The 19,184-nt window shown below is 66.5% G+C and carries 21 protein-coding genes; 15 read left to right on the top strand and 6 right to left on the bottom strand.

The genetic code is table 11. The annotated features are described in order from the left end of the window. From DDE13_RS18360 to DDE13_RS18340, 5 genes are all read left to right on the top strand, one after another. Positions 1 to 1,113 (top strand): AAA family ATPase (locus tag DDE13_RS18360; protein WP_162631087.1); only part of this gene is annotated, 1,113 nt, incomplete at its 5' end. Beyond that, positions 1,113 to 1,577: a TadE/TadG family type IV pilus assembly protein gene (locus DDE13_RS18355; protein WP_111405708.1), complete on the top strand. Its 465-nt coding sequence runs from the start codon at positions 1,113 to 1,115 to the stop codon at positions 1,575 to 1,577. The genes DDE13_RS18360 and DDE13_RS18355, both read left to right, overlap by 1 nt. Further along, positions 1,574 to 1,972, top strand: a complete 399-nt coding sequence (locus tag DDE13_RS18350) for a TadE family protein (RefSeq protein WP_111405707.1) — start codon at positions 1,574 to 1,576, stop codon at positions 1,970 to 1,972. Before DDE13_RS18355 ends, DDE13_RS18350 begins: the two co-directional genes overlap by 4 nt. Further along, positions 1,969 to 2,448 (top strand): A24 family peptidase, encoded by a 480-nt coding sequence (locus DDE13_RS18345; protein ID WP_111405706.1) that lies wholly within the window; start codon positions 1,969 to 1,971, stop codon positions 2,446 to 2,448. The genes DDE13_RS18350 and DDE13_RS18345 overlap by 4 nt, the downstream gene beginning before the upstream one ends. Beyond that, positions 2,445 to 3,692 (top strand): TadE/TadG family type IV pilus assembly protein, encoded by a 1,248-nt coding sequence (locus tag DDE13_RS18340; protein ID WP_111405705.1) that lies wholly within the window; start codon positions 2,445 to 2,447, stop codon positions 3,690 to 3,692. Before DDE13_RS18345 ends, DDE13_RS18340 begins: the two co-directional genes overlap by 4 nt. A 10-nt stretch (positions 3,693 to 3,702) precedes the next feature. Here the strand turns inward: DDE13_RS18340 and DDE13_RS18335 are convergent, their stop codons facing one another. From DDE13_RS18335 to DDE13_RS18320, 4 genes are all read right to left on the bottom strand, one after another. Next, entirely contained in the window at positions 3,703 to 4,668 is a 966-nt protein-coding gene (locus DDE13_RS18335) for a type II secretion system F family protein (RefSeq protein WP_111405704.1), read from the bottom strand. After that, complete coding sequence (locus DDE13_RS18330) at positions 4,661 to 5,623, bottom strand: type II secretion system F family protein (RefSeq protein WP_111405703.1); 963 nt, start codon at positions 5,621 to 5,623, stop codon at positions 4,661 to 4,663. The genes DDE13_RS18335 and DDE13_RS18330 overlap by 8 nt, the downstream gene beginning before the upstream one ends. A 25-nt stretch (positions 5,624 to 5,648) precedes the next feature. Continuing rightward, positions 5,649 to 6,896 (bottom strand): CpaF family protein, encoded by a 1,248-nt coding sequence (locus DDE13_RS18325; protein WP_235868768.1) that lies wholly within the window; start codon positions 6,894 to 6,896, stop codon positions 5,649 to 5,651. Between the two features lie 202 nt (positions 6,897 to 7,098). Next, positions 7,099 to 7,314, bottom strand: a complete 216-nt coding sequence (locus DDE13_RS18320; RefSeq protein WP_111405701.1) for a Flp family type IVb pilin — start codon at positions 7,312 to 7,314, stop codon at positions 7,099 to 7,101. 343 nt (positions 7,315 to 7,657) lie between these two features. On the opposite strand from DDE13_RS18320, the gene DDE13_RS18315 reads away from it, so the two are divergent. Together DDE13_RS18315 and DDE13_RS18310 are read left to right on the top strand one after the other, a co-directional pair. Then, positions 7,658 to 8,161, top strand: coding sequence for a tetratricopeptide repeat protein (locus DDE13_RS18315; RefSeq protein ID WP_162631086.1), 504 nt, complete (start codon positions 7,658 to 7,660; stop codon positions 8,159 to 8,161). Position 8,162: 1 nt separating this feature from the next. Next, the gene (locus DDE13_RS18310; protein WP_111405699.1) at positions 8,163 to 9,542 is read left to right on the top strand and encodes a type II and III secretion system protein family protein; all 1,380 of its coding nucleotides are present in this window, start codon (positions 8,163 to 8,165) and stop codon (positions 9,540 to 9,542) included. A gap of 97 nt (positions 9,543 to 9,639) precedes the next feature. On the opposite strand, the gene DDE13_RS18305 is transcribed toward DDE13_RS18310, so the two are convergent. Continuing rightward, complete coding sequence (locus DDE13_RS18305; RefSeq protein ID WP_111405698.1) at positions 9,640 to 10,524, bottom strand: LysR family transcriptional regulator; 885 nt, start codon at positions 10,522 to 10,524, stop codon at positions 9,640 to 9,642. A gap of 207 nt (positions 10,525 to 10,731) precedes the next feature. Here DDE13_RS18305 and dctP point away from each other — a divergent pair, with 207 nt between their 5' ends. The 4 genes from dctP (at position 10,732) to DDE13_RS18285 (ending at position 14,408) form a co-directional block, all read left to right on the top strand. Continuing rightward, positions 10,732 to 11,721, top strand: a complete 990-nt coding sequence (gene dctP / locus DDE13_RS18300; protein ID WP_111405697.1) for a TRAP transporter substrate-binding protein DctP — start codon at positions 10,732 to 10,734, stop codon at positions 11,719 to 11,721. A gap of 69 nt (positions 11,722 to 11,790) precedes the next feature. Then, positions 11,791 to 12,312 carry a TRAP transporter small permease gene (locus DDE13_RS18295; RefSeq protein WP_111405696.1) on the top strand — a complete coding sequence of 174 codons (522 nt, stop codon included), beginning with the start codon at positions 11,791 to 11,793 and terminating at the stop codon, positions 12,310 to 12,312. Positions 12,313 to 12,315: 3 nt separating this feature from the next. Beyond that, positions 12,316 to 13,617: a TRAP transporter large permease gene (locus tag DDE13_RS18290; RefSeq protein WP_111405695.1), complete on the top strand. Its 1,302-nt coding sequence runs from the start codon at positions 12,316 to 12,318 to the stop codon at positions 13,615 to 13,617. Beyond that, positions 13,614 to 14,408 carry an alpha/beta fold hydrolase gene (locus DDE13_RS18285; protein ID WP_111405694.1) on the top strand — a complete coding sequence of 265 codons (795 nt, stop codon included), beginning with the start codon at positions 13,614 to 13,616 and terminating at the stop codon, positions 14,406 to 14,408. The genes DDE13_RS18290 and DDE13_RS18285 overlap by 4 nt, the downstream gene beginning before the upstream one ends. A 7-nt stretch (positions 14,409 to 14,415) precedes the next feature. Here the strand turns inward: DDE13_RS18285 and DDE13_RS18280 are convergent, their stop codons facing one another. Then, complete coding sequence (locus DDE13_RS18280) at positions 14,416 to 15,933, bottom strand: aldehyde dehydrogenase (NADP(+)) (protein WP_111405693.1); 1,518 nt, start codon at positions 15,931 to 15,933, stop codon at positions 14,416 to 14,418. A 218-nt stretch (positions 15,934 to 16,151) separates the two neighbouring features. Here DDE13_RS18280 and DDE13_RS18275 point away from each other — a divergent pair, with 218 nt between their 5' ends. From DDE13_RS18275 to DDE13_RS18260, 4 genes are all read left to right on the top strand, one after another. After that, a complete protein-coding gene (locus tag DDE13_RS18275) occupies positions 16,152 to 16,961 on the top strand; it encodes an ABC transporter substrate-binding protein (RefSeq protein WP_111405692.1) in 810 nt (269 codons plus the stop codon). A gap of 77 nt (positions 16,962 to 17,038) precedes the next feature. Continuing rightward, positions 17,039 to 17,704: an amino acid ABC transporter permease gene (locus tag DDE13_RS18270; RefSeq protein ID WP_111405691.1), complete on the top strand. Its 666-nt coding sequence runs from the start codon at positions 17,039 to 17,041 to the stop codon at positions 17,702 to 17,704. Between the two features lie 13 nt (positions 17,705 to 17,717). Next, positions 17,718 to 18,371 carry an amino acid ABC transporter permease gene (locus tag DDE13_RS18265; protein WP_111405690.1) on the top strand — a complete coding sequence of 218 codons (654 nt, stop codon included), beginning with the start codon at positions 17,718 to 17,720 and terminating at the stop codon, positions 18,369 to 18,371. Further along, on the top strand, positions 18,364 to 19,086 hold the full coding sequence (locus DDE13_RS18260) for an amino acid ABC transporter ATP-binding protein (RefSeq protein ID WP_111405689.1): 723 nt from the start codon (positions 18,364 to 18,366) through the stop codon (positions 19,084 to 19,086). The genes DDE13_RS18265 and DDE13_RS18260 overlap by 8 nt, the downstream gene beginning before the upstream one ends. Positions 19,087 to 19,184 lie beyond the last annotated feature (98 nt).

Raw genomic sequence — 19,184 nt, 5'->3', positions numbered from 1 at the left:
GCGGGCCGCCACCTCCCGGCCGCCCAAGTCGCGCCGCGGCCCGCATCGAAAAACCTTCAGGACAGCGGTCATATCATCATCCTCGAAAAGGACCGCCCGCTCGATGGTTTTCTGCGCGCGCTTCGGGCACTGGCCCCGAAGTGCAATCCGCGGACACGGGTTTTTGTCATCGGGCGCAACGCCGAGGAACCCGACGCTGTCGCCGCGTACCGGGCGATGCTGGATGTGGGCGTGGCCGACTTCATCCTGCTGCCGACGCGGCCCGACCGGCTGCACACGTCGCTGATGGATGCGTTCTTGTCCGAGTCGCGCCCGAAACTGGGCGCCTGCACCGCCTTCATCGGCGCGGGCAGCGGCAGCGGGTCGTCGACGGTGGCGCAGAACACGGCCTATGCCATGGCCCATGCGCTGGGGCGCGACACGCTGCTTGCGGATCTCGACCCGCAATACGGTACGCTGGCGATCAACTTCAACCTGGACAACCCGCGCGACCTTCTGGGGCTGGAACAGGCGCCGGGCAGCATCGATCACCGGGTGCTGTGGCAGACGGCGGAATCCGTGGGCAACCATCTCAAGGTGCTGCCGACCCTGCCGGATCTCGAACATCCGCCGGACTTGTCGCGGGTGGTGACGAACGCGGTTCTGGAAATCCCCTTCCAACACGACGTGCATGTCGTGATCGACATGCCCGATGCGTGGACCGACACCAAGCGGGACCTCGTGCGGCAGGTGGACCAGCTTGTGATCGTGGCAGAGCCGACGCTGGCCGGGGTGCAGCACGTGGAAAATACCAAGCGCGTGCTGGAACGGATGGAATACGACCCGCAACGGGTACTTCTGATCCTCAACAAGGCGGGCCAGCGCGGGCGGATCGAAGTCCCGAAACCCGAGATGGAGGCCGCCAGCGGTTATCGCGTTTCGGCCGTCCTGCCGTATGACACGCGCCTGATGGGGCAGGCCGCCGCGACGGGAAACGTGGCGCTCGCGCTCTCGGAGCGCCGGCCGCTGGCGCGCGCGATCATCGCGCTGGCCACGGTGCTGACCGGGCGGTCCGGTGCCCCCGGTCCGGAGCCGCTGGAACGGCTGGGCCGCGCGATGCGGAAGTGGTGGTAATGGTGCGGCGGGGCATCTCGGGCACGGCGGGCACGGCTGCGGTGGAATTCGCGCTGGTGCTGCCCATGCTCCTGTTTCTCGTGCTGGGGGCGGTTGAGATGGGGTTCCGCATCCTGTCCCATGCCAGCATGAACACCACCATGGCCCGCGTACCCGATCTTGCGCGCCGCGCCGACAGCACGGGGGCTCTTGACGGGCGTCTGGCGGAACTCGCTGCGCTGCGGCTGGGGCTCGGGCTGGTGGACGTGGCCTTCGACCCGGTGACGGAAAGCTGCCTGTGCCCTGCGGACCTGATCGATCTGGCCGAGGACACGCGGACCTGCCCGCTGAGTTGCGATGGCGGGGTCGAGGCGCTGCGGCTCTATACCGTGACCGGGCAGGTCACCGTGCCCAGCCTCGTGCCCGGCGGCGACACGCCTGGCGTGCACCGGCTGGACACCCGGCTGACGGTGACGGCCCCATGACCGGCCCGATGCCGCCAAGGCGCGGGATGCTGGCATCCACGCGGGGGTCGATGGCGGTCGAATTCGCATTCGTGCTCGTGCCGTTCCTGCTGATCGTGTTCGGACTACTGCAGGTCGGCGTGACCTTCGGGGCCATGGCCGCGCTGAACGAAGCCGCCACGGAAACCGCGCGCGCGCTTGAACTGGAATATCCCGACGACCCGCCGACGGCGGAAGACGTGCTCCTGGAGGCCCGAACGCGGTTCAAGGGGCCGGACCCGAACCGGGTCGCGGCGGAGCTGGACAATGGCAGCGCGGGGCAGATCCTGCGACTGACCTATGACGTGCCGCTGCTCATCCCGATCCTCGACTGGAACGTTTCGCGCTTGCGCGCCGCGGCGCTGGTGGGCGGATGAGCGGGCTTGCCGATCTCGCGCTCTGGCCCGTGGCGGCCATCGCTCTGTGGGCGGCGGCGGTCGATGCGCTTTACATGCGGATCCCCAATGGCGTCCACATGGCGCTGCTGGCGGTCTTCGCCATCCTCGTTCTTCCGGGTCTGCCATGGCAGGAAACCGCCTTGCGCCTCGTGGCGGCGGCGGTCCTGTTCGCGCTGGGGTTCGGGCTCTACGCGGCGAACGCGATGGGGGCGGGGGATGTGAAGTACCTTGCGGCAGCGGCCCCGCTGGTGCCGCCCGACCCTATGGTGATCCTTGTCTGGTTGCTCATGGTGACTGTGGCGGGGTTGCCCGTGCTGGCACTGCACAGGCTGGCACGGCTCGTACCCGGCGCAGGGCGGTTCCCGAGCTTTGCCGAACCGGGCTATTTCCCCTACGGTCCGGCGATTTCCATCGGGCTTATGTGCATCCTGTGGCTGACGGGGGGCCCGGGATGACCATGCCAGATGGGAAGGGTGCGCGGTTCGGTGCGGACACGGGCGGTGCCATCGCGGTGATGACCGCGCTGCTGCTGCCGGTGCTGCTCGGCATCGCGGCCTATGCCGTCGATGCGTCGCTGCTGTTCTACCGGCAGGAGCGGCTGCAGATCGCCGCTGATATCGGTGCGCGGGCAGGGGCGGAGATGCTGGTGCGCGGCGAAAGCGGCACCCGCGCCACAGCCTTTGCCGAGACGATAGTGGCCGCGAACATGGATGCCGGTGCCACGCCCGCCGTCGCGGTCACGCTGCCGGAACCCGGGCGACTGTCGGTCGAGGCGAGCCTGCCGGTGCCGCGCATCTTCTCGCAGATCTTCGGAAGCGGGGACGTGATCGTGCGCGCCGGGTCCGTGGCGGTGTACGAGATGGCGGCAGAGCCGGACGCCTGCATCTATCTGCGCGAGGGCACGAAAAAGGCCTTGTCGCTCGACAGGGACAGCAGCCTTGCCATGACGGGCTGCGGGATCGCCGTTGCATCGTCTCACCCAAATGCGGTGGACTTCAAGAGAGGCGCCACGCTACTAGCCGGGTGCCTGAATGTCGCCGGGGGCATCTCGAACCCGGACGCGGTAACATTGGATGCGTGCGCCGCGCCGAGGCTTGACGAACCGGTCGGCATTCCGGACGCGTTCGCGGACCTGCCCGCGCCACCGCACAAGGAAGGCGCCTGCACCGAATACGGCAAGGATGGCCCGCCGGAGGAGATTTTTCCCGGTGGCCGACATTCATCGGGCAAGGCCGCGATATGGCTGTGTGATGGGCTGGAGATCACGCGCGACACCATTGGCCGACCTGGTCTGTATTTCATCTGGGACGAACTGAAGATCGACGACGATGCTACTCTGGACCTTGGCCCCAGCGCGGTGATCGTTTTGATGGAGGATGCCACGATCGAGATCGACGAAGGATCACGGCTGCGCGTCGCGGCACCCTTGGCGGGCCCCTTCGAGGGCATCGCGATCATGGGCGGCGAGGGGTGGCGCGTGAAGAAGGCGCTCGACCTCGATATCGGGCGGTTGGAAGCGACGGGCATGCTGATATTTCCGGACGCGGATGTCGCGATCATCGGAAGCGACCTGGATGCCGGATGCCTGCGCATCTATGCCAGAACACTGACTTTGGAGAACGGCGCCGCACTTGAGGGCGGCTGCGCGGGCGGCGGCGGGACGGAGGGTGGCACAGTCTCGCTTGCGCCGGCCCCCTGACCGCGCAGGGTCAGAAGATGGCCCCGACCCGGAACACGACCGGCGCAAGGATCACGGTCAGCAGGGCGGGCAGGAAGAACAGGATCATCGGCACCGTCAGCTTGGCGGGCAGGGACGCGGCCTTCTTCTCGATCTCCATCCGGCGCTTGCGGCGCTGTTCGCGTGCGGTCCCGGTGAGCAGGCCGGACAGCGGCAGACCCTTCTGATCCGCCTGGATCAGGGCGGTCACCAGATCGTCCACCTCGGCCATGTCACAGCGACGGTTGAGATTTTGCAACGCGCGCGCACGTTCGCCGAAATAGGTCAGTTCCGCCGTCAGGATGGTCAGTTCGCGGGCAAGGTCGGGGGATTTCTCGGCCATCAGGTCGCGGATACGCAGAAGCGCCGTTTCCAGTGTCAGCCCCGCACCGACCGTAAGCGCCAGCAGGTCGAGAAGGTCCGGCCATGCCCGGCGCATGGCGATCATGCGCTTATCGGTGCGGTTGCGCCGGTAGATCGGCGGTCCGACCAGACCCAGCGCCCCACCGATCACCGCACCGATCGTTACCGCGGCACGCGGCGAGAAGCCGTCGCCCGAATAGGCCAGCAGGATCAACGCGCAAAGTCCGGCGGCCAGCGGCACCGACGCGATGCGCCACACGATCCACCAGGCCGGCGCAGCGGCCCCGTAGAACCCCGCGCGCCACATCTTCAGCGCCAGCGTGTCTTCGGTGCGCGCGCTACGCGATCCGGCCTGCAACCGCCGGTCCAGCAAGTGCTGCGCCAGCCGCACGGGGATCGGAGGGCGGTTGCGGTCGTCCTCCCGCTTGTCCACGTCGCCGCCGATGCGCGCGCGGACCCGTTCGCGCAACCGCTGCGCGCGGGTCCGGCCGGTGGCGACAAAGGCCAGCCCAAGCGCGAACGCGGCCCAGAACATCAGCCCCGCCAGCCGGAGCGCCGGATCCTGCAACAGCAGAACGCCCAGCAGGTCAGTCATCGAACTTCGCCATCTCGCGCATCACGACCGTGCCGGCCAGAACCATGACCGCCGCACCCGCCAGCGCGAGCTGACCCTTCGTCGTGACGAAAAGCACCGACACGAACTCGGGCTGGACGATCCAGAGCATCCCCAGCACGAGCGGAGGCAGCGACCCGATGATGACCGCCGATGCCCGCGCTTCCTGCCCCGACACCTCGATCTTTTCTGCCAGCGCGGCACGCGCCTGCGTGGTTTCGGCCAGGTTTTCCAGCGCGGTGACGATGCTGCCGCCGGTTTCGGTCTGCACCGCCACGATCAGGGCGAAGAACTCCGCCGCGTCGAAGGGCAGGCGCGCGGCCATCCGATGGCAGGCGTCGGGCAGCGGCAGGCCGATCGCCTCGTCGGTCAGCACGCGGGCGAATTCGGCGCGCAAGGGGTCCGGCCCTTCGGCGGCGACAAGCTGCATGGCGTCCTGAAGGGTGAGGCCGCTTTGCAGCGTCCGCACGATCGTGCTGATCACTGCGGGAAACTGTTCTTCGGCCATGGCCATCCGCCGCGCGATCCGCTGGCGCCCGGCCAGCAGGGTCAGCCCGGGCACCAGCACGCAGGCCGCGACAAGGGACAGAAGCGGGCCAAGCCCCGCAAGCACACCGAGCATGAAGGCGACGACAACGCCCACCGCAAGCCGCCCGGCAAGGCGCCGCGGCGCGATCTCGAACCCGTTGCGCAGAAGCCAGCGGCGCAGCTTGCCGCTGTCCCCCACAACCCCGATCTGTTCGAGCTGGGCGATGTTCGCGACCGGCGACACGCCATGGGCCTGCCTTGCCGCACCATTTGCCCGCCGCGCCCGCAGGCGCTGGCGCAGGGCCCGACGGTGCTGCCCGAGGGAGGCGACAAGAAGCGCGACGAGCGCGACGGACGCGGCCGCCGCCAGAAGCGCCGCCAGGAACATGGTGCCCTCGGACGCCGTCATCCCCTGTCCACCCGGCGCACCGGGTTCACAACTGGTCGAGCGCGGCGTCGATCCGCGCCTCGAGCCCGAAATACGCGGCCTTCTGGCGCGCCACGCCGGTCAGACCGTTCACGCGGATGTATTGCCCCCGAACCCGCGCATCGGGATCGCCGCGATTGTCGACGTCGAAGCGGAACAAACGTTGCAACGTGACGCGCCCGTCCTCCATGCCGACGACCAGCGCGACATCCACGATCTTGCGGCTGCCGTCGCGCATGCGGGATGCCTGCACGATGACATCCACAGCAGACGAGATCATCTCGCGGATGGTCGCGGTCTTGAGCGACGGGTACCCCATGGTGACCATGGATTCGAGCCGCGACAGCGCCTCTCGCGGGGAATTCGCATGCAGCGTGCCCATCGACCCGTCATGGCCCGTGTTCATCGCCTGCAACAGGTCGAAGGCTTCGGGACCGCGCACCTCGCCCACGATGATACGGTCCGGCCGCATCCGCAGGCAGTTCTTCACAAGGTCGCGCATGCTCACCGTGCCCTCGCCCTCCAGGTTGGGGGGGCGGGTTTCAAGGCTGATGACATGGGGCTGCTGGAGTTGCAGCTCCGCCGTATCCTCGCAGGTGATGATGCGTTCGCCCACGTCGATGAAGGCGGTCAGGGCATTCAGCAAGGTGGTCTTGCCCGACCCCGTGCCGCCGGAAATCAGGATGTTGCACCCGGCTCTCGCCAGCGATGACAGAACGGTGGCCGCCGGGGCAGGCAGGCTTTCCCAGCGCACCAGGTCGTCGAGCGTGACCTTGTCGCGCCGGAAGCGGCGGATCGTCAGCGTCACCCCGCGCAGGCTGAGCGGCGGCGCGATCACGTTGACCCGCGATCCGTCGGCCAGACGCGCATCGCAGATCGGGCTGGATTCGTCGATCCTGCGCCCGACCCGCGACACGATCCGCTGGCACACGTTCATCAGGTGCCGCTCGTCACGGAACCGGATATCCGTCTTCTCGATCCGGCCGCCTGTTTCGATGAAGACGTTGTCGGGGCCGTTCACCATGATGTCCGCGATATCGTCCCGCGCGAGCAGCCGTTCCAGCGGGCCATAGCCCAGCATCTCGTCGCAGATCTCGTCGAGCATGAACGCCTCGGCGGCGGCGGACAGCACGATACGATCCTGGCGCAGGATCTTGCGGATCTCGGCCTGGATGAATTGCCGGCCCTCGGTCACCGGCAGGTTGAGAAGGGCCCCCGCATCGACGGTGGAGATGAGGCGGTCGAAGACCGCCATGCTCTTTTCCCGGTAAGCGGGGTTCGCGGGGTCGAAACCGGGCGCGCGCGGCGCTTCCGGCCGCGGCTGTGCCGGTGTGCCGGCCGTGGAATCCTTGCGCCCGAAAGTCATGGCACGACCCCAAGACGCAGACGCAGCGTATGGAGCGGCGCCGCAGTTACCTTCCACGGGTGGATGCCGAACCTCACGAGAACGACCTGCCTCAGTTTGTACCGTCGCCTTCGCCGCCTTCGGCAGGCGCGCCGTCAAGCGCTTCGGACACGTCGCCGAACAGGCCGGAAAGATCCGTACCCAGTGCAAAGACGGCCGCCGCGATCGCGACGGCGATGCCGGCAGCGATGAGACCGTATTCGATGGCGGTTGCGCCGCGGGCATCCTTGCGGAACATGCTCAGGATGTTCAGAAGCGTGGTGATCATGATGGGTCTCCATGTAGAAACGGGTCGAGCGCGGAATGCGTTGACCGATTTTGCCCGTCTGCCGTGGCAATGCTACCCTAGCACGAATGCATATAGCTTGATTCGCATCGAAATGCGCGCGCAATCTTGAAAAATACCTGCAAGATCAAAACCCTATACGAAGGTCGATCCCGGACTATACGAAAGAAGTAGCAAAGACCGTCCAAACCGCGCGGCAAAGCGGACACAGTACGCTGGCCGGGTTCTGCAAATGCATAAAATAATGCGTGACGCGCAGGCAGGTGGCGAATTACTGTCATGTACAACGAAAGGAAGCCCGGTTCACGGGCGTATGGGCAGGAAAATGCGTGAAACCCGCGACAGGCAACCGGGTGGCGCGCGCCATTCGGTGCGCGGCGGCATCGTGGCCGCCGTTCTGGGGGTCGCGGTGTTCACTGCCGGCTGCCAGTTGACGGCGCCGCGCACGGACCCGGCGCAGCAACAGGCGGACCTTACACGCGGCGTGGCGCTTTTGCGCGCGGGCCAGTATCCCGATGCCTATCGCCAGTTCTCGGCCATGCAGCCCTTCACGACACGTAATGCCGATGCCCTGAGCGGGCTGGCGATCGCGTCGGACCTGACCGGCAACAGGCGGCAAGCGGGCAAGGCCTATGACGCCCTGGCGAAGGTGGTGCGCGATCAGGCCGCGTTCTACAACAACCGCGGCTATTCCCGGATGCTGAACGGCGATCTTCAGGACGCCTACGAAGACCTCACCCGCGCGGCGCAACTGGCACCGGACAACGCGAAAATCGCGGGCAACCTGCGGATGCTGCGGGCCGTGCTGCCCCGGCGGGAGCGGTTCTAGGATGCTGTCCCGCACCGCTTGCCGGGCCGGACTGCACATCGCCCGGTCACTGGCCGCGTGCCTGCTGGCGCTGATGGTCGGCTGGGCCGGAACCGTGCACGGGCAAACCCCGGAGGATCCGGCACCGCAGGACATCCTGCTCGCGCCCGGAGAGTCGCAGGTCGTCAACACGGATTTCCCCATCGGCAACATCATCGTGGGCGCGGACACCGTGGCGACCGCGGTGCCCCTGTCGCGGACCAGTTTCGTTCTCCAGACCCGCGCGCCGGGGCGGACGGCCATCGTGGCGCTGGACGAACAGCAGGCAAGGCGCCAGCAGTTCAACGTGACCGTGCGCGACGATTTCTCCGGCCTGTCGGATATCCTCAACGGGCTCGACAGCGGCAACCAGATCGCCGTCACAAATGTCAACGGCCGCGTGCTGCTGCGCGGGCAGGTGCGGGATGAAAATCAGCGGCAAAAGGCGCTGGACGTGGCGGCCAGCTACAGCACGGCCACGGTGATCGATTCATTGCGCGTGGTCGATTCCCGGCAGGTGATGCTGCGCGTAAACATACTGGAACTGTCTCGTTCCAGCGGGACCGATCTCGGCGTGTCGCTGTTCGGATCCAGCGATGCCTTCCAGACGATCAACGGAACGCCGTTCGAATCCCGGTCGGGCACACGACGGATCACCTCGGCGCTGCTCGGCGATTTCGATGTCGATTACGTGCTCCAAGCGCTGGAGGTGAAGGGCCTTGCCCGGCGGCTGGCCAACCCAACGCTCGTGACCGTGAACGGGCAGGAGGCGAGCTTCGTCGTGGGCGGCGAGGTGCCCATCGTGGCACCTGTCCAGGACGAGACGGGATCGACCACGGGACGGACCCAGACCGATTACCGCGAATACGGGGTCCGGCTGAACTTCACGCCGACGATCATGGATCGCGGCGTCGTGCGACTGGTGATCACGCCCGAGGTCAGCCAGATTGACGAGAGCGTGCGCGTCGACGACAACCCGTCCTTCATCACCCGGCGCGTGACGACCACGGTGGAACTGGACAGCGGGAACAGCTTCGTCATCGCGGGGCTTCTGCAAAGCAACAGCGAACGCGCGATCAGTCAGTTTCCGTGGCTCGGCAATATTCCGATCATCGGGGCGCTGTTCCGGTCCTCGAGCTTCCAGAACAACGAGACAGAGCTGGTCGTGATCGTGACGCCGGTCCTGGTGAACACGCGCTCACCGCAGGTGCAGCCCTATGACCCGCGCAACCAGAGTTCGGAGCCGACGCAATCGGAGTTCTTCCTGCTCGGGCTGGTCGAATCGACGCGGGGACTTTCTGAGCGATTCCGCGCGGGGATCGGCGCCAACGGGCCATTCGGGCACATCCTGCCCGGCGAGTGACCCAACCGCATCCATGGCGGGGCGCCCCCCGGCGCGCGGTGCCGTCGCTGCTTATCCTACACCGGGCCACGCAGCTTGCCCGCCGGTACCGCTGGCGTCAGAACGCGTCCCACACGCGGCGCCCAACATCGTCGAGACGGTCCGGGGACGCGATGAGCGATATCGTCAGCGTGGCCACCCATGTCGGTCCGCCCATGCGCACCAGTGTGCCATCGGCAAGATCGTCCTTGATTGCCAGTTCCGGCAGCCATGCGACCCCGCCGCCCGTCAGCGTGCGCCGCTTCAGCGCCTCGGCAAGCGCATCCATGTAGCGGATGTCGAGCGCGGTTTCCCGCTTGCCGATCGTGGTGTCCACCACGTTGCCGAGGAACGTGTCCGGGTCATAGCTGAGATAGGGCACCTTGATCTTGCTGCGCCCGCCCAGCGTCCAGCCGTGACGCGCCGCCGCGTCCTGCCGGGCCACCGGGATCAGATCCTCGGTGCACAGGTCCTTGCGCACGAAGCGCGCCTCGTCCAGCACCGGCTCCACGTGCTGGTGGCGGTAGTAGAGCAGGAAATCGCAACCGCCATCCAGCAGGAGCTGGCAGCAGGCCGCCATCGTGTCGGAAATCACGCGCGCGCGCATGTCGGGGATCGTGCGTTCGAACGCGGCCAGCCGGGGTTGCAGGAAGTTCACCGAAATCGCGTGCAGCGCCGCGAAGCGTTGCAGGGGCAGCTTGCCGCGCTCCGCCGCCCGGATCGCCTGCCGGCTGTCTTCAAGCGTGGCGAGCGTCGCCTGTGCCGTCGCCAGAAACTGCCGCCCCGCGGGCGTCAGCCGCACGGGATAGGTCGTGCGATCCACCAGCGGCGCGCCGACCCATGTTTCCAACGACTTGATCCGGCGGCTGAAGGCCGACTGGGTGACGTTGCGATCCTCCGCCGCGCGCGAGAAATTCAGCGTCCGGCCAAGGCACACGAAATCCATCAGCCAGTTGATGTCCATTGCATCCCTCGCAGCAGTGCAAACGACGGTAAGCCTGATTATGCAAAATCGGAATAGTTTTTTGACCTATTGGCATTGGCACATGCGGACAGGATTCGCCTAGCATTTTTCCAGTGCAGGGCGACCGGTTCTGCGCGGCCTTGCAAGAAACGGGTCGGGGCGGCCATCGGCGCGCACCGCAGCACCGACAGCAACAGGGAGCTTCCGATGAAACGAACGCTGGTAACCGCGCTTGGCACCACTGCGCTTGTGGCGGGGCTGTGCGCCCCGGCCATGGCGCAGACGACCATCCGCCTGTCCACCTATGTCAACGAAGCTGATATCCGCTATGACGGGTTCGTGCATTTCGCCGAACTGGTCGCCGAAAAGACCGGCGGCAGCGTCGAGGTGCAGATCTTCCCGTCCTCGACCCTGCATGGCTGGTCCGAAGGCATTGACGCGCTGCAGGGCGGCGTGTCCGACATCAGCTGGATTCCCGCCGACGATCGTCTGCCGTGTTACCGGGTGACATCGCTTTACCCCGCCGCCATCGACCTTGAAGGCCAGGTGGAGATGGACGCGGCCTATGCCGATCTCGTGCGCGACGAGGCCGCGGAAATCGGGCTCGTGCCGCTGTTCAACTCCAACTACTCCTATGATCAGGAATGGTGGTTCGAAGGGCCGGTCGAAGACCTTGGCAACCTGAACGGGATGCAGGTGCGCTCCATCGGCCCGCTGGTCAGCATGATGATCGAGACATGGGGCGGCGCGCCCGTGTTCGTGGCACCGAAGGAAGTGTTCCAGTCCGCCGAACGGGGCGTGGTGGACGGCATCAATATGGGCGTGGCGACTTATTCCAGTTGGCAGTTGTGGGACGTGATGCCCTACATGGTCAACGCCAACCTGTTCTACGGCAATATCCAGTACATGATCAACCAGATGAAGTACGACCAGCTGACGCCGGAAGAACAGGCGGCGCTGACCGAAGCGGCCATGGAAACCGAAGCCTGGCTCAAGCCGCGCTACGAAGACTGGGTGGATCAGCGCGTCGGCAACGCGGTGATGAAGGGCGGCGGCGCGGCCGTGTCGATCAGCCAGGACAAGCGGATGGAACTGATCGCGAGCGTGCAGGACACCTGGAACGCCGAAGTCGAAGCCGCCTGTGGACCCGACCTGTCGGCAAGTATCCTCCAGCTTTTTGCCGACAACGCGCCCTGATCGCGCCTTGGCGCAAACCTGCGGGGCCGCGCGGGCCCCGCAGCCCCATTCCCGGACAGGACAGGTGCCATGACCGTTGACACCGATACCCCGGTCACGCTCGACCGGATGATCCGCCACGCCGAACGGCTGGTCGTGTGGGCCGCCGCGGCGGGCGGGATCGTCATTCTCGTGCAGATGGTCTGGATCAGCTATGGCGTCTTCACCCGCTACGCGCTGAACGCCCCCGACCGCATGGTGACCGAGGCGACGGCGCTGCTGCTTTTCCCGGTGGCCTTCGCGGGTCTCGGCTACGCCCTGCGCGAAGACGCCTATCCCAAGGTGACCATGCTGACCGAACGGCTGCCCGCCGCGGGGCGCAAAGTGGTGGCCATTCTCAATCTCGGGCTGATGCTGGCGGTGGGGCTGTTCTTCTCGACGGCGGCGGCCAATGCCACGATCCGGGCGTTCAATTCGGGCGCGTCGTCGGAAATCCTGCTCTGGCCCCGCTGGGCGTTCTGGCTGCCGGGCACGGCGGCGCTGCTCATGTTTTCGGCCTATGCCGCCCTGCGCCTCGTGCGGCTGTTCCTGACACCGCAGCGGGAGTTCTGAGCCATGGAATGGTACGAAGTCGGGCTTGGCCTGCTGGGACTGCTGATGCTGCTGATCGCCATCGGCCTGCCCATCCCTTTCGCGCTCGCCGCGGCATCCCTGCCGTTCCTGTGGCAGATCCAGACGTTCCAGACATCGCTGGTGTCGTCGCAGCTGAAGCTGTGGGGCGTGTGGATCGACTATATCCTGCTCGCCGTGCCGCTGTTCGTTTTCCTGGGCGAGCTGATCGGGAAATCGAATATCGGTCCGAAGCTGTACCAATTCCTGCACCAGGGGGTGCGGGTGCGTGGGTCGGCGGCTTACGGCTCCATCGGCGCCTGCGCGGGCTTCGGCGCGGTGTGCGGGTCGTCCATGGTCGGCTCGCTCACCATCGGGGGCGTGGCGCTGCCGGAAATGCTCCGGCTCGGCTATGGCAAGGAGCTGTCCTCGGGCGTGCTCGCCGCCGGGGGCACGCTGTCGGTGCTGTTGCCGCCCAGCCTGATCCTGCTGTTCTACGGCATCGTCACGGACCAGAGCATCGGGGATCTCTTCATCGCGGGTGTGATCCCGGGCCTGATCCTCGTCACGATGTTCTGCGTCGTGGTGCTGATCTGGGGCGTGATCCATCCCGACGACATTCCCGATCGGGACCTTGCCACGCGCATGGGCGTGTTCCAGATCGCGGCGACGGTCGGACCCATCGCGCTCATCGGGCTGGTCATCACCGTTGCCATCTATGCCGGCATCGCCACCCCGACCGAGGCAGCGGCGGTCGCGGCCCTTCTGACCGTGATCCTCGCGTTTACCGTGGGCGGGCTGCGGTGGCAGGGGTTCAAGGACTCGCTGTTCTCGACCATGCGGACGATGGGGTACCTTGGGCTTCTGCTGTCGGCGGGCACGCTTTTCGGGTTCGTGCTGACCTATTACCGGGTGCCCTACGAATTCACGCAGCTCTTTCTCAGCTTCGACCTGTCGCCCTACACGGTGCTGGCGATCGTGCTGGTGTTCTACATCGCGCTGGGGATGTTTCTCGAACCCGTGTCGATGACGTTCATCACCCTGCCCACGATCTTTCCGCTGATGGCGGCGGCCGGGTTCGACCTGATCTGGTTCGGCGTCGTCTACACGATCACCATGGAAATCGCGGTGCTGACCCCGCCCGTCGGCCTGAACCTCTATGTCATCCAGGGGATCGGGCGCGGGCAGGTCACCATCGGGCAGGTGATCCGGGGCTGCCTGCCCTTCATCGCGGCGCTCGTGGTGCTGATCGGGGTGCTGATCGCGTTTCCCGAAACCGCGCTGTGGCTGCCCGAGCAGATGAAATGACGGCATCCGCACGGATTGCGGCGGAACCGGGCAGGCACGACCACGCGCGAAAACCGCTCCTCGTGCTGGTCCACGGCTATCTCGGCGGTGCCGCGCAATGGTCCGGAGAGATCGCGGCCCTGTCGGACCGGTTCGACCTGTTCGCCCCCGCCCTGCCCGGTTTCGGCGATGCGGCGGGCGCACCGCCCCTCACCTCCATCGCGGATTTCGCCGCGCATGTGCTGGACCAGATCGACGCGCGCGGGGCGGAGCGGTTCATCCTGCTCGGCCATTCGATGGGCGGCATGATCGCGCAGGACATGGCCCGCCGCGCACCGGAACGGGTGGAGCGGCTGGTTCTGTACGGCACCGGTCCGCTTGGCGCGATGCCCGACCGGTTCGAACCGCTGGCCGTGTCGCTGGAACGGCTGCGCCGCGAAGGCGTGGCCCGAACCGCGGGCCGGATCGCCGCCACATGGTTCGTCGACGGCGACAGCGCACCCGGTTTTGCACTGGTCCGCGACATCGCCGCGCGCGCCAGCACCGACGCGGCGATGGCCGCCCTGCTCGCCATGGCCGAATGGGACGGGCGCGCGAACCTGGGCCGGATCACTGCGCCCACGCTGATCCTGTGGGGCGAGAAGGACCGGTCCTACCGCTGGCCGCAGGTGGAAACGCTCTGGACCGGTCTGCCCAACGGATCGCTCGCCGTGGTGCCGGGGGCGTCGCACGCCGTGCATCTGGAGAAGCCCGCGATCTTTCGCGCGCTTCTCGACGATTTCATCGGCGCGGGGGCCCTGGCCCCCGGCTGACCTGCGCTCAGCCCCGCAGATCCTCGGGCAGGAGCGCGTCGGGCATGTTCTGGTAGCACACTGGCCGCAGGAAGCGCCGAATGGCCAGTGTACCGACCGAGGTCGCACCGAAATTCGTCGAGGCCGGGTAGGGCCCACCATGGACCATCGCGTCGCAGACCTCCACACCCGTGGGAAAGCCGTTGACGAGCAACCGCCCGGCCTTGCGTTCGAGCACGGGCATCAGCGGCCGCGCGGCCTCCGTGTCGGCGTCGTCGATGTGCAGCGTCGCGGTCAACTGCCCGTCGAGCGCGCGGGCGATCTCCTGCATCTCGTCCGCGTCCCGCGCGCGCACCACCAGCCCGAGCGGGCCGAAGACCTCTTCCCCCAGCGCATGGGCCGCAAGCCAGTCGGCACCGCCGACCGCGAACAGCGCGGGCGCCGCGGCCCTCGGACCGGCATCGCCCGCAAACACTTGCGCGACGCCCGCGACGCCCGCGACCCGGTCGCACCCCTTGCGATAGGCGTCGGCGATCTCGCCGGTCAGCATGGTTTGCGGCGCACTGTCGGCCAGCGCCGCGCGCGCGGCTTCGATGAAGGCATCGGCCTCGGGGCCGTCCTGCAGGACGGCGATGCCGGGGTTTGTGCAGAACTGGCCTGCGCCCATGGTCAGCGACCCGGCCCAGCCCTTGCCGATCTCCGCGCCGCGCGCGGCCATTGCCGCGGGCATCACGAACATCGGGTTCACGGATCCAAGTTCGCCGAAGAACGGGATCGGTTCTGGGCGCTGTGCGCAAAGATCGAACAACGCACGTCCCCCCGCCAGCGATCCAGTGAAGCCGACCGCGCGGATCAGCGGGTGCTGCACCAGCGCAGTGCCCGCCTCGCGGCTGCCACCATGGATCAGCGAGAACACACCGGCGGGCAAACCGCAGCGCGTGACCGCTGCCGCGATGGCCTCGCCCACGATCTCGGCAGTGCCGGGATGCGCCTCGTGCCCCTTCACGACCACCGGGCAGCCCGCGGCGAGCGCCGAGGCCGTATCACCACCAGCCGTCGAGAACGCCAGCGGGAAGTTCGACGCGCCGAACACGGCCACGGGGCCGATGGGCCGCTGCATCATGCGCAGATCCGGGCGTGGCGCAGGCGCGCGGTCGGGCAACGCCGGGTCGTGACGACGGTCGAGGTAATCGCCCTTCAGGATATGGTCCGCGAACAACCGCAGCTGCCCCACGGTGCGGCCGCGTTCGCCCTGCAAGCGCGCAGCAGGCAGGCCGGTTTCGCGCGTGCCGATCTCGGTGATGGCGTCGCCGCGCGCTTCGATCTCGTCCGCGATGGCGTTCAGGAAGGCCGCGCGGTCGGCCCGGCTGGTCGCGGCATAGGACGGAAAGGCATCCTCCGCCGCCTTGCATGCGCGATCCACAAGCGCCGCATTGCCCATGGCGACGTCATGGGCCGATCCCTCCACCGGAGAGGCATGGAAGGTCGCGTCCCCCCCGACGCGGTCGCCTGCGATGATGTGCTTGCCATGGGGCATGAAGGTCATGGGAATGGTCCTTTTTCTGTTCCGGTCGGGCGGCACGGCGGGATACCCTTGGCGCGCCCACGGCGATGCAGCGCCGCAACCATTCGGCGCGGCCTGCCCTCGGCCCGGGCATACCGTCATTTTTCCTGATGCGCCAGCATTTTTCATATAGGAAAATTATTGCAAAAAAGAACAAGTCCACCCATGGTGAAGCCAGAATCAACAGCGAGGGACGGATAATGAAAACACTCACCCTGATCGCCGCAGCGACGGCCCTGACCGGCCTTGCCGGCATCGCGCAGGCCGACAAGCTTGATGACATCATCGCGTCGGGCACACTCCGCTGCGCGGTCGTGCTCGATTTCCCGCCCATGGGCATGCGCGACGAGAACAACGAGCCCATCGGCTTCGACGTGGATTACTGCAAGGACCTGGCCGCCGCATTGGGCGTCGACGCCGAGATCGTCGAAACCCCCTTCCCCGAACGCATCCCGGCACTGATGTCGAACCGGGTGGATGTCGGCGTCGCCTCGACGTCGGACACGCTGGAGCGGGCCAAGACCGTGGGCTTCTCGGTCCCCTATTTCGCATTCGAGATGGCGGTGACCGCGAACAACAGCACCGGCATCGACTCCTTCGAAGCCATGAAGGGCTTCACCGTGGGCGCCGTCGCGGGCACCTACGAAGCCATCGCGCTGGAAGAATACGTGAACCAGTGGGGCGAAGGCAGCACCTTCCGGCCCTACCAGACGCAGGCGGATGTGTTCCTCGCGCTCAGCCAGGGCCAGCTTGACGCAACGGTGTCCACGTCGACGGTGGCGCAGGCCAACGTCCAGTCGGGAAATTTCGGCGACATTTCGGTCGTGGGCTTCGCGCCGTTCGACACCGACTATGTCGCGCTGTTCACCCGCCGCGACGAATACGGGTTCCTGAACTATCTCGACCTGTTCGTCAGCCAGCAGGTGCGCACGGGCCGCTACGCGGAACTGTATGAAAAGTGGGTCGGCGGCGAACTGCCCGACCTGACGATCCCGGGCGTCTACCGCTGACCCTGCCGGGATGACACACAGGCGGCGCGGGCGACTGCCGCGCCGCCATTCTGCTTTTCCGCGCAGGATGTTCCAGCATGTTCGACTACACGTTTCAGTGGGGTCAGGCCATGGCCCGGCTGCCGCAGATGCTCGAGGGAGCCATCGTGACCATGCAGGTCGCGGTGCTGTCCATGGTTCTCGGCATCGCGCTGGCCATCGTGCTGACGCTGCTGCGGCTTTCGGGATCCCGCCCGCTCATGGCGATCTCCACGACATGGGTCGAGGTTGCACGCAATACCCCTGCCCTGTTCCAGATCTACATGGCGCATTTCGGCGTGGCGAGCTTCGGGCTCTACCTCAACCCGTTCATGTCGTTGCTGGTGGGCATCACCTTCAACAACGCGGGCTATCTTGCCGAGAATTTCCGCGGCGCGCTTAAGGCGATCCCGGACACGCAGGCCCGTGCGGGCCGATCGCTGGGCATGACACAGCTACAGGCGTTCCGCTACATCATCGTGCCGCAGATGCTGCGCATTTCGTTCCTGCCGATGACGAACCAGATGGTCTGGGCGATCCTGATGACGTCGCTTGGCGTGACGGTGGGGATGAACACGGACCTTTACGGGGTGACGCAGGATCTCAACGCGCTGACGTTCCGCACGTTCGAGCTGTTCGCCATTGCGGCTGTCATCTTCTACGTCATCACCAAGACGATCACGCTGGGGGGCCGGCTGATCGCCGCGCGCCTTTTCCGGTACTGAGGGGCACGCTGGCATGTTCGAAACGGCACTGACCACGCGCGACCTGTGGTTCCTTGCGCAGGGCGCAGGCATCACGATCCTCGTCACCGCGATCTCGGTGGTGATCGGGACGATCCTCGGCATCCTGTTCGGCGTGATCCGGGTGCAGCTTGGCCCGATCCTGTCGGCGCCGCTGACCTTCGTGCTGGATATCTTCCGCTCCGTCCCGCTGCTGATCCAGCTCGTGCTGACGAACGCCTTCGTCGGCATCGTGCTGCAGTGGCAGATCTCGGGCTTCACCGTCGCCTGCGCGGTGTTGTCACTCTACACCTCGGCCTATTGCGCGGAAATCGTGCGCGGCGGGATCGACGCGGTGCCGCAGACCACCCGCCGCGCCGCACGGTCGCTCGGCATGACCTGGGCGCAGGACATGGTGTATATCGTCACCCCGCTGGCGACTCGCGTGGCGCTGCCATCCTGGATCGGGCTGGCGCTGGGGGTGATGAAGGACTCGGCCCTCGTCTACGTCGTGCAGGTGACGGAATTGCTGAAATCCACCCAGATCCTCATCACGCGCCTGCAGGAACCGCTGTTCCTGCTGCTGATCTGCGGCGCGTTCTATTTCATCATCAGCTTCCCGCTGGCACGGCTTGGCGGGTATCTCGAACGGCGGTGGTCCAATGATTGAGATCGAGAATGTCCGCAAATCCTTCGGCGCACTGGAGGTTCTCAAGGGCATCGACCTGACCGTCAGCAATGGCGAGGTGCTGACCGTGATCGGGGGGTCGGGATCCGGCAAGTCGACGCTGCTGACCTGCATCAACGGGCTGGAACCCATCGATGCCGGCAAGATCACCATAGACGGGACTGAGGTGCACGCGCGCTCCACGAACCTCAACAAGCTGCGCGCGCGGGTCGGCATCGTGTTCCAGCAGTTCAACGCGTTTCCACACCTGACGGTGCGAGAGAACGTAACGCTCGCGCCGCGCAAGGTGCTGGGGATGGGCAAGGCCGAAGCCAACGAGATCGCCGAGAAGCAGTTGCGCCACGTGGGGCTGGGCGACAAGCTCGAAACCTATCCGGGGCGGCTGTCGGGCGGGCAGCAGCAGCGCATGGCCATCGCCCGCGCGCTGGCGATGTCGCCCGACTACATGCTGTTCGACGAGGTGACATCGGCGCTCGACCCGCAATTGGTGGGCGAGGTTCTGGAGACGCTCAAGATGCTGGCCGAGGAAGGCATGACAATGATCCTCGTGACCCACGAAATGAGCTTCGCGCGGGACGTGTCCAACCGGGTGGCGTTCTTCCACAAGGGCGTCATGGCCGAGATCGGTCCGCCCGCGCAGATCTTCGGCGACCCGCAGCACCCGGAAACGCAGGCTTTCCTGTCCAAGGTTCGGTGAACGGGGCCACCACCCGACCGGCAAGCGCCGCCTAGGCCGTGTCTGCAATCAAGGGATTCCCGTTTGGTCTCATTTCTGATTCAAGATCGAAAACGGAG

It is taken from the genome of Meridianimarinicoccus zhengii, assembly GCF_003254465.1.
In the GTDB taxonomy this organism is placed as follows: domain Bacteria; phylum Pseudomonadota; class Alphaproteobacteria; order Rhodobacterales; family Rhodobacteraceae; genus Meridianimarinicoccus; species Meridianimarinicoccus zhengii.
Note: the sequence above shows the minus strand (reverse complement) of the source record. Positions and strands in the feature narration are given on the sequence as shown.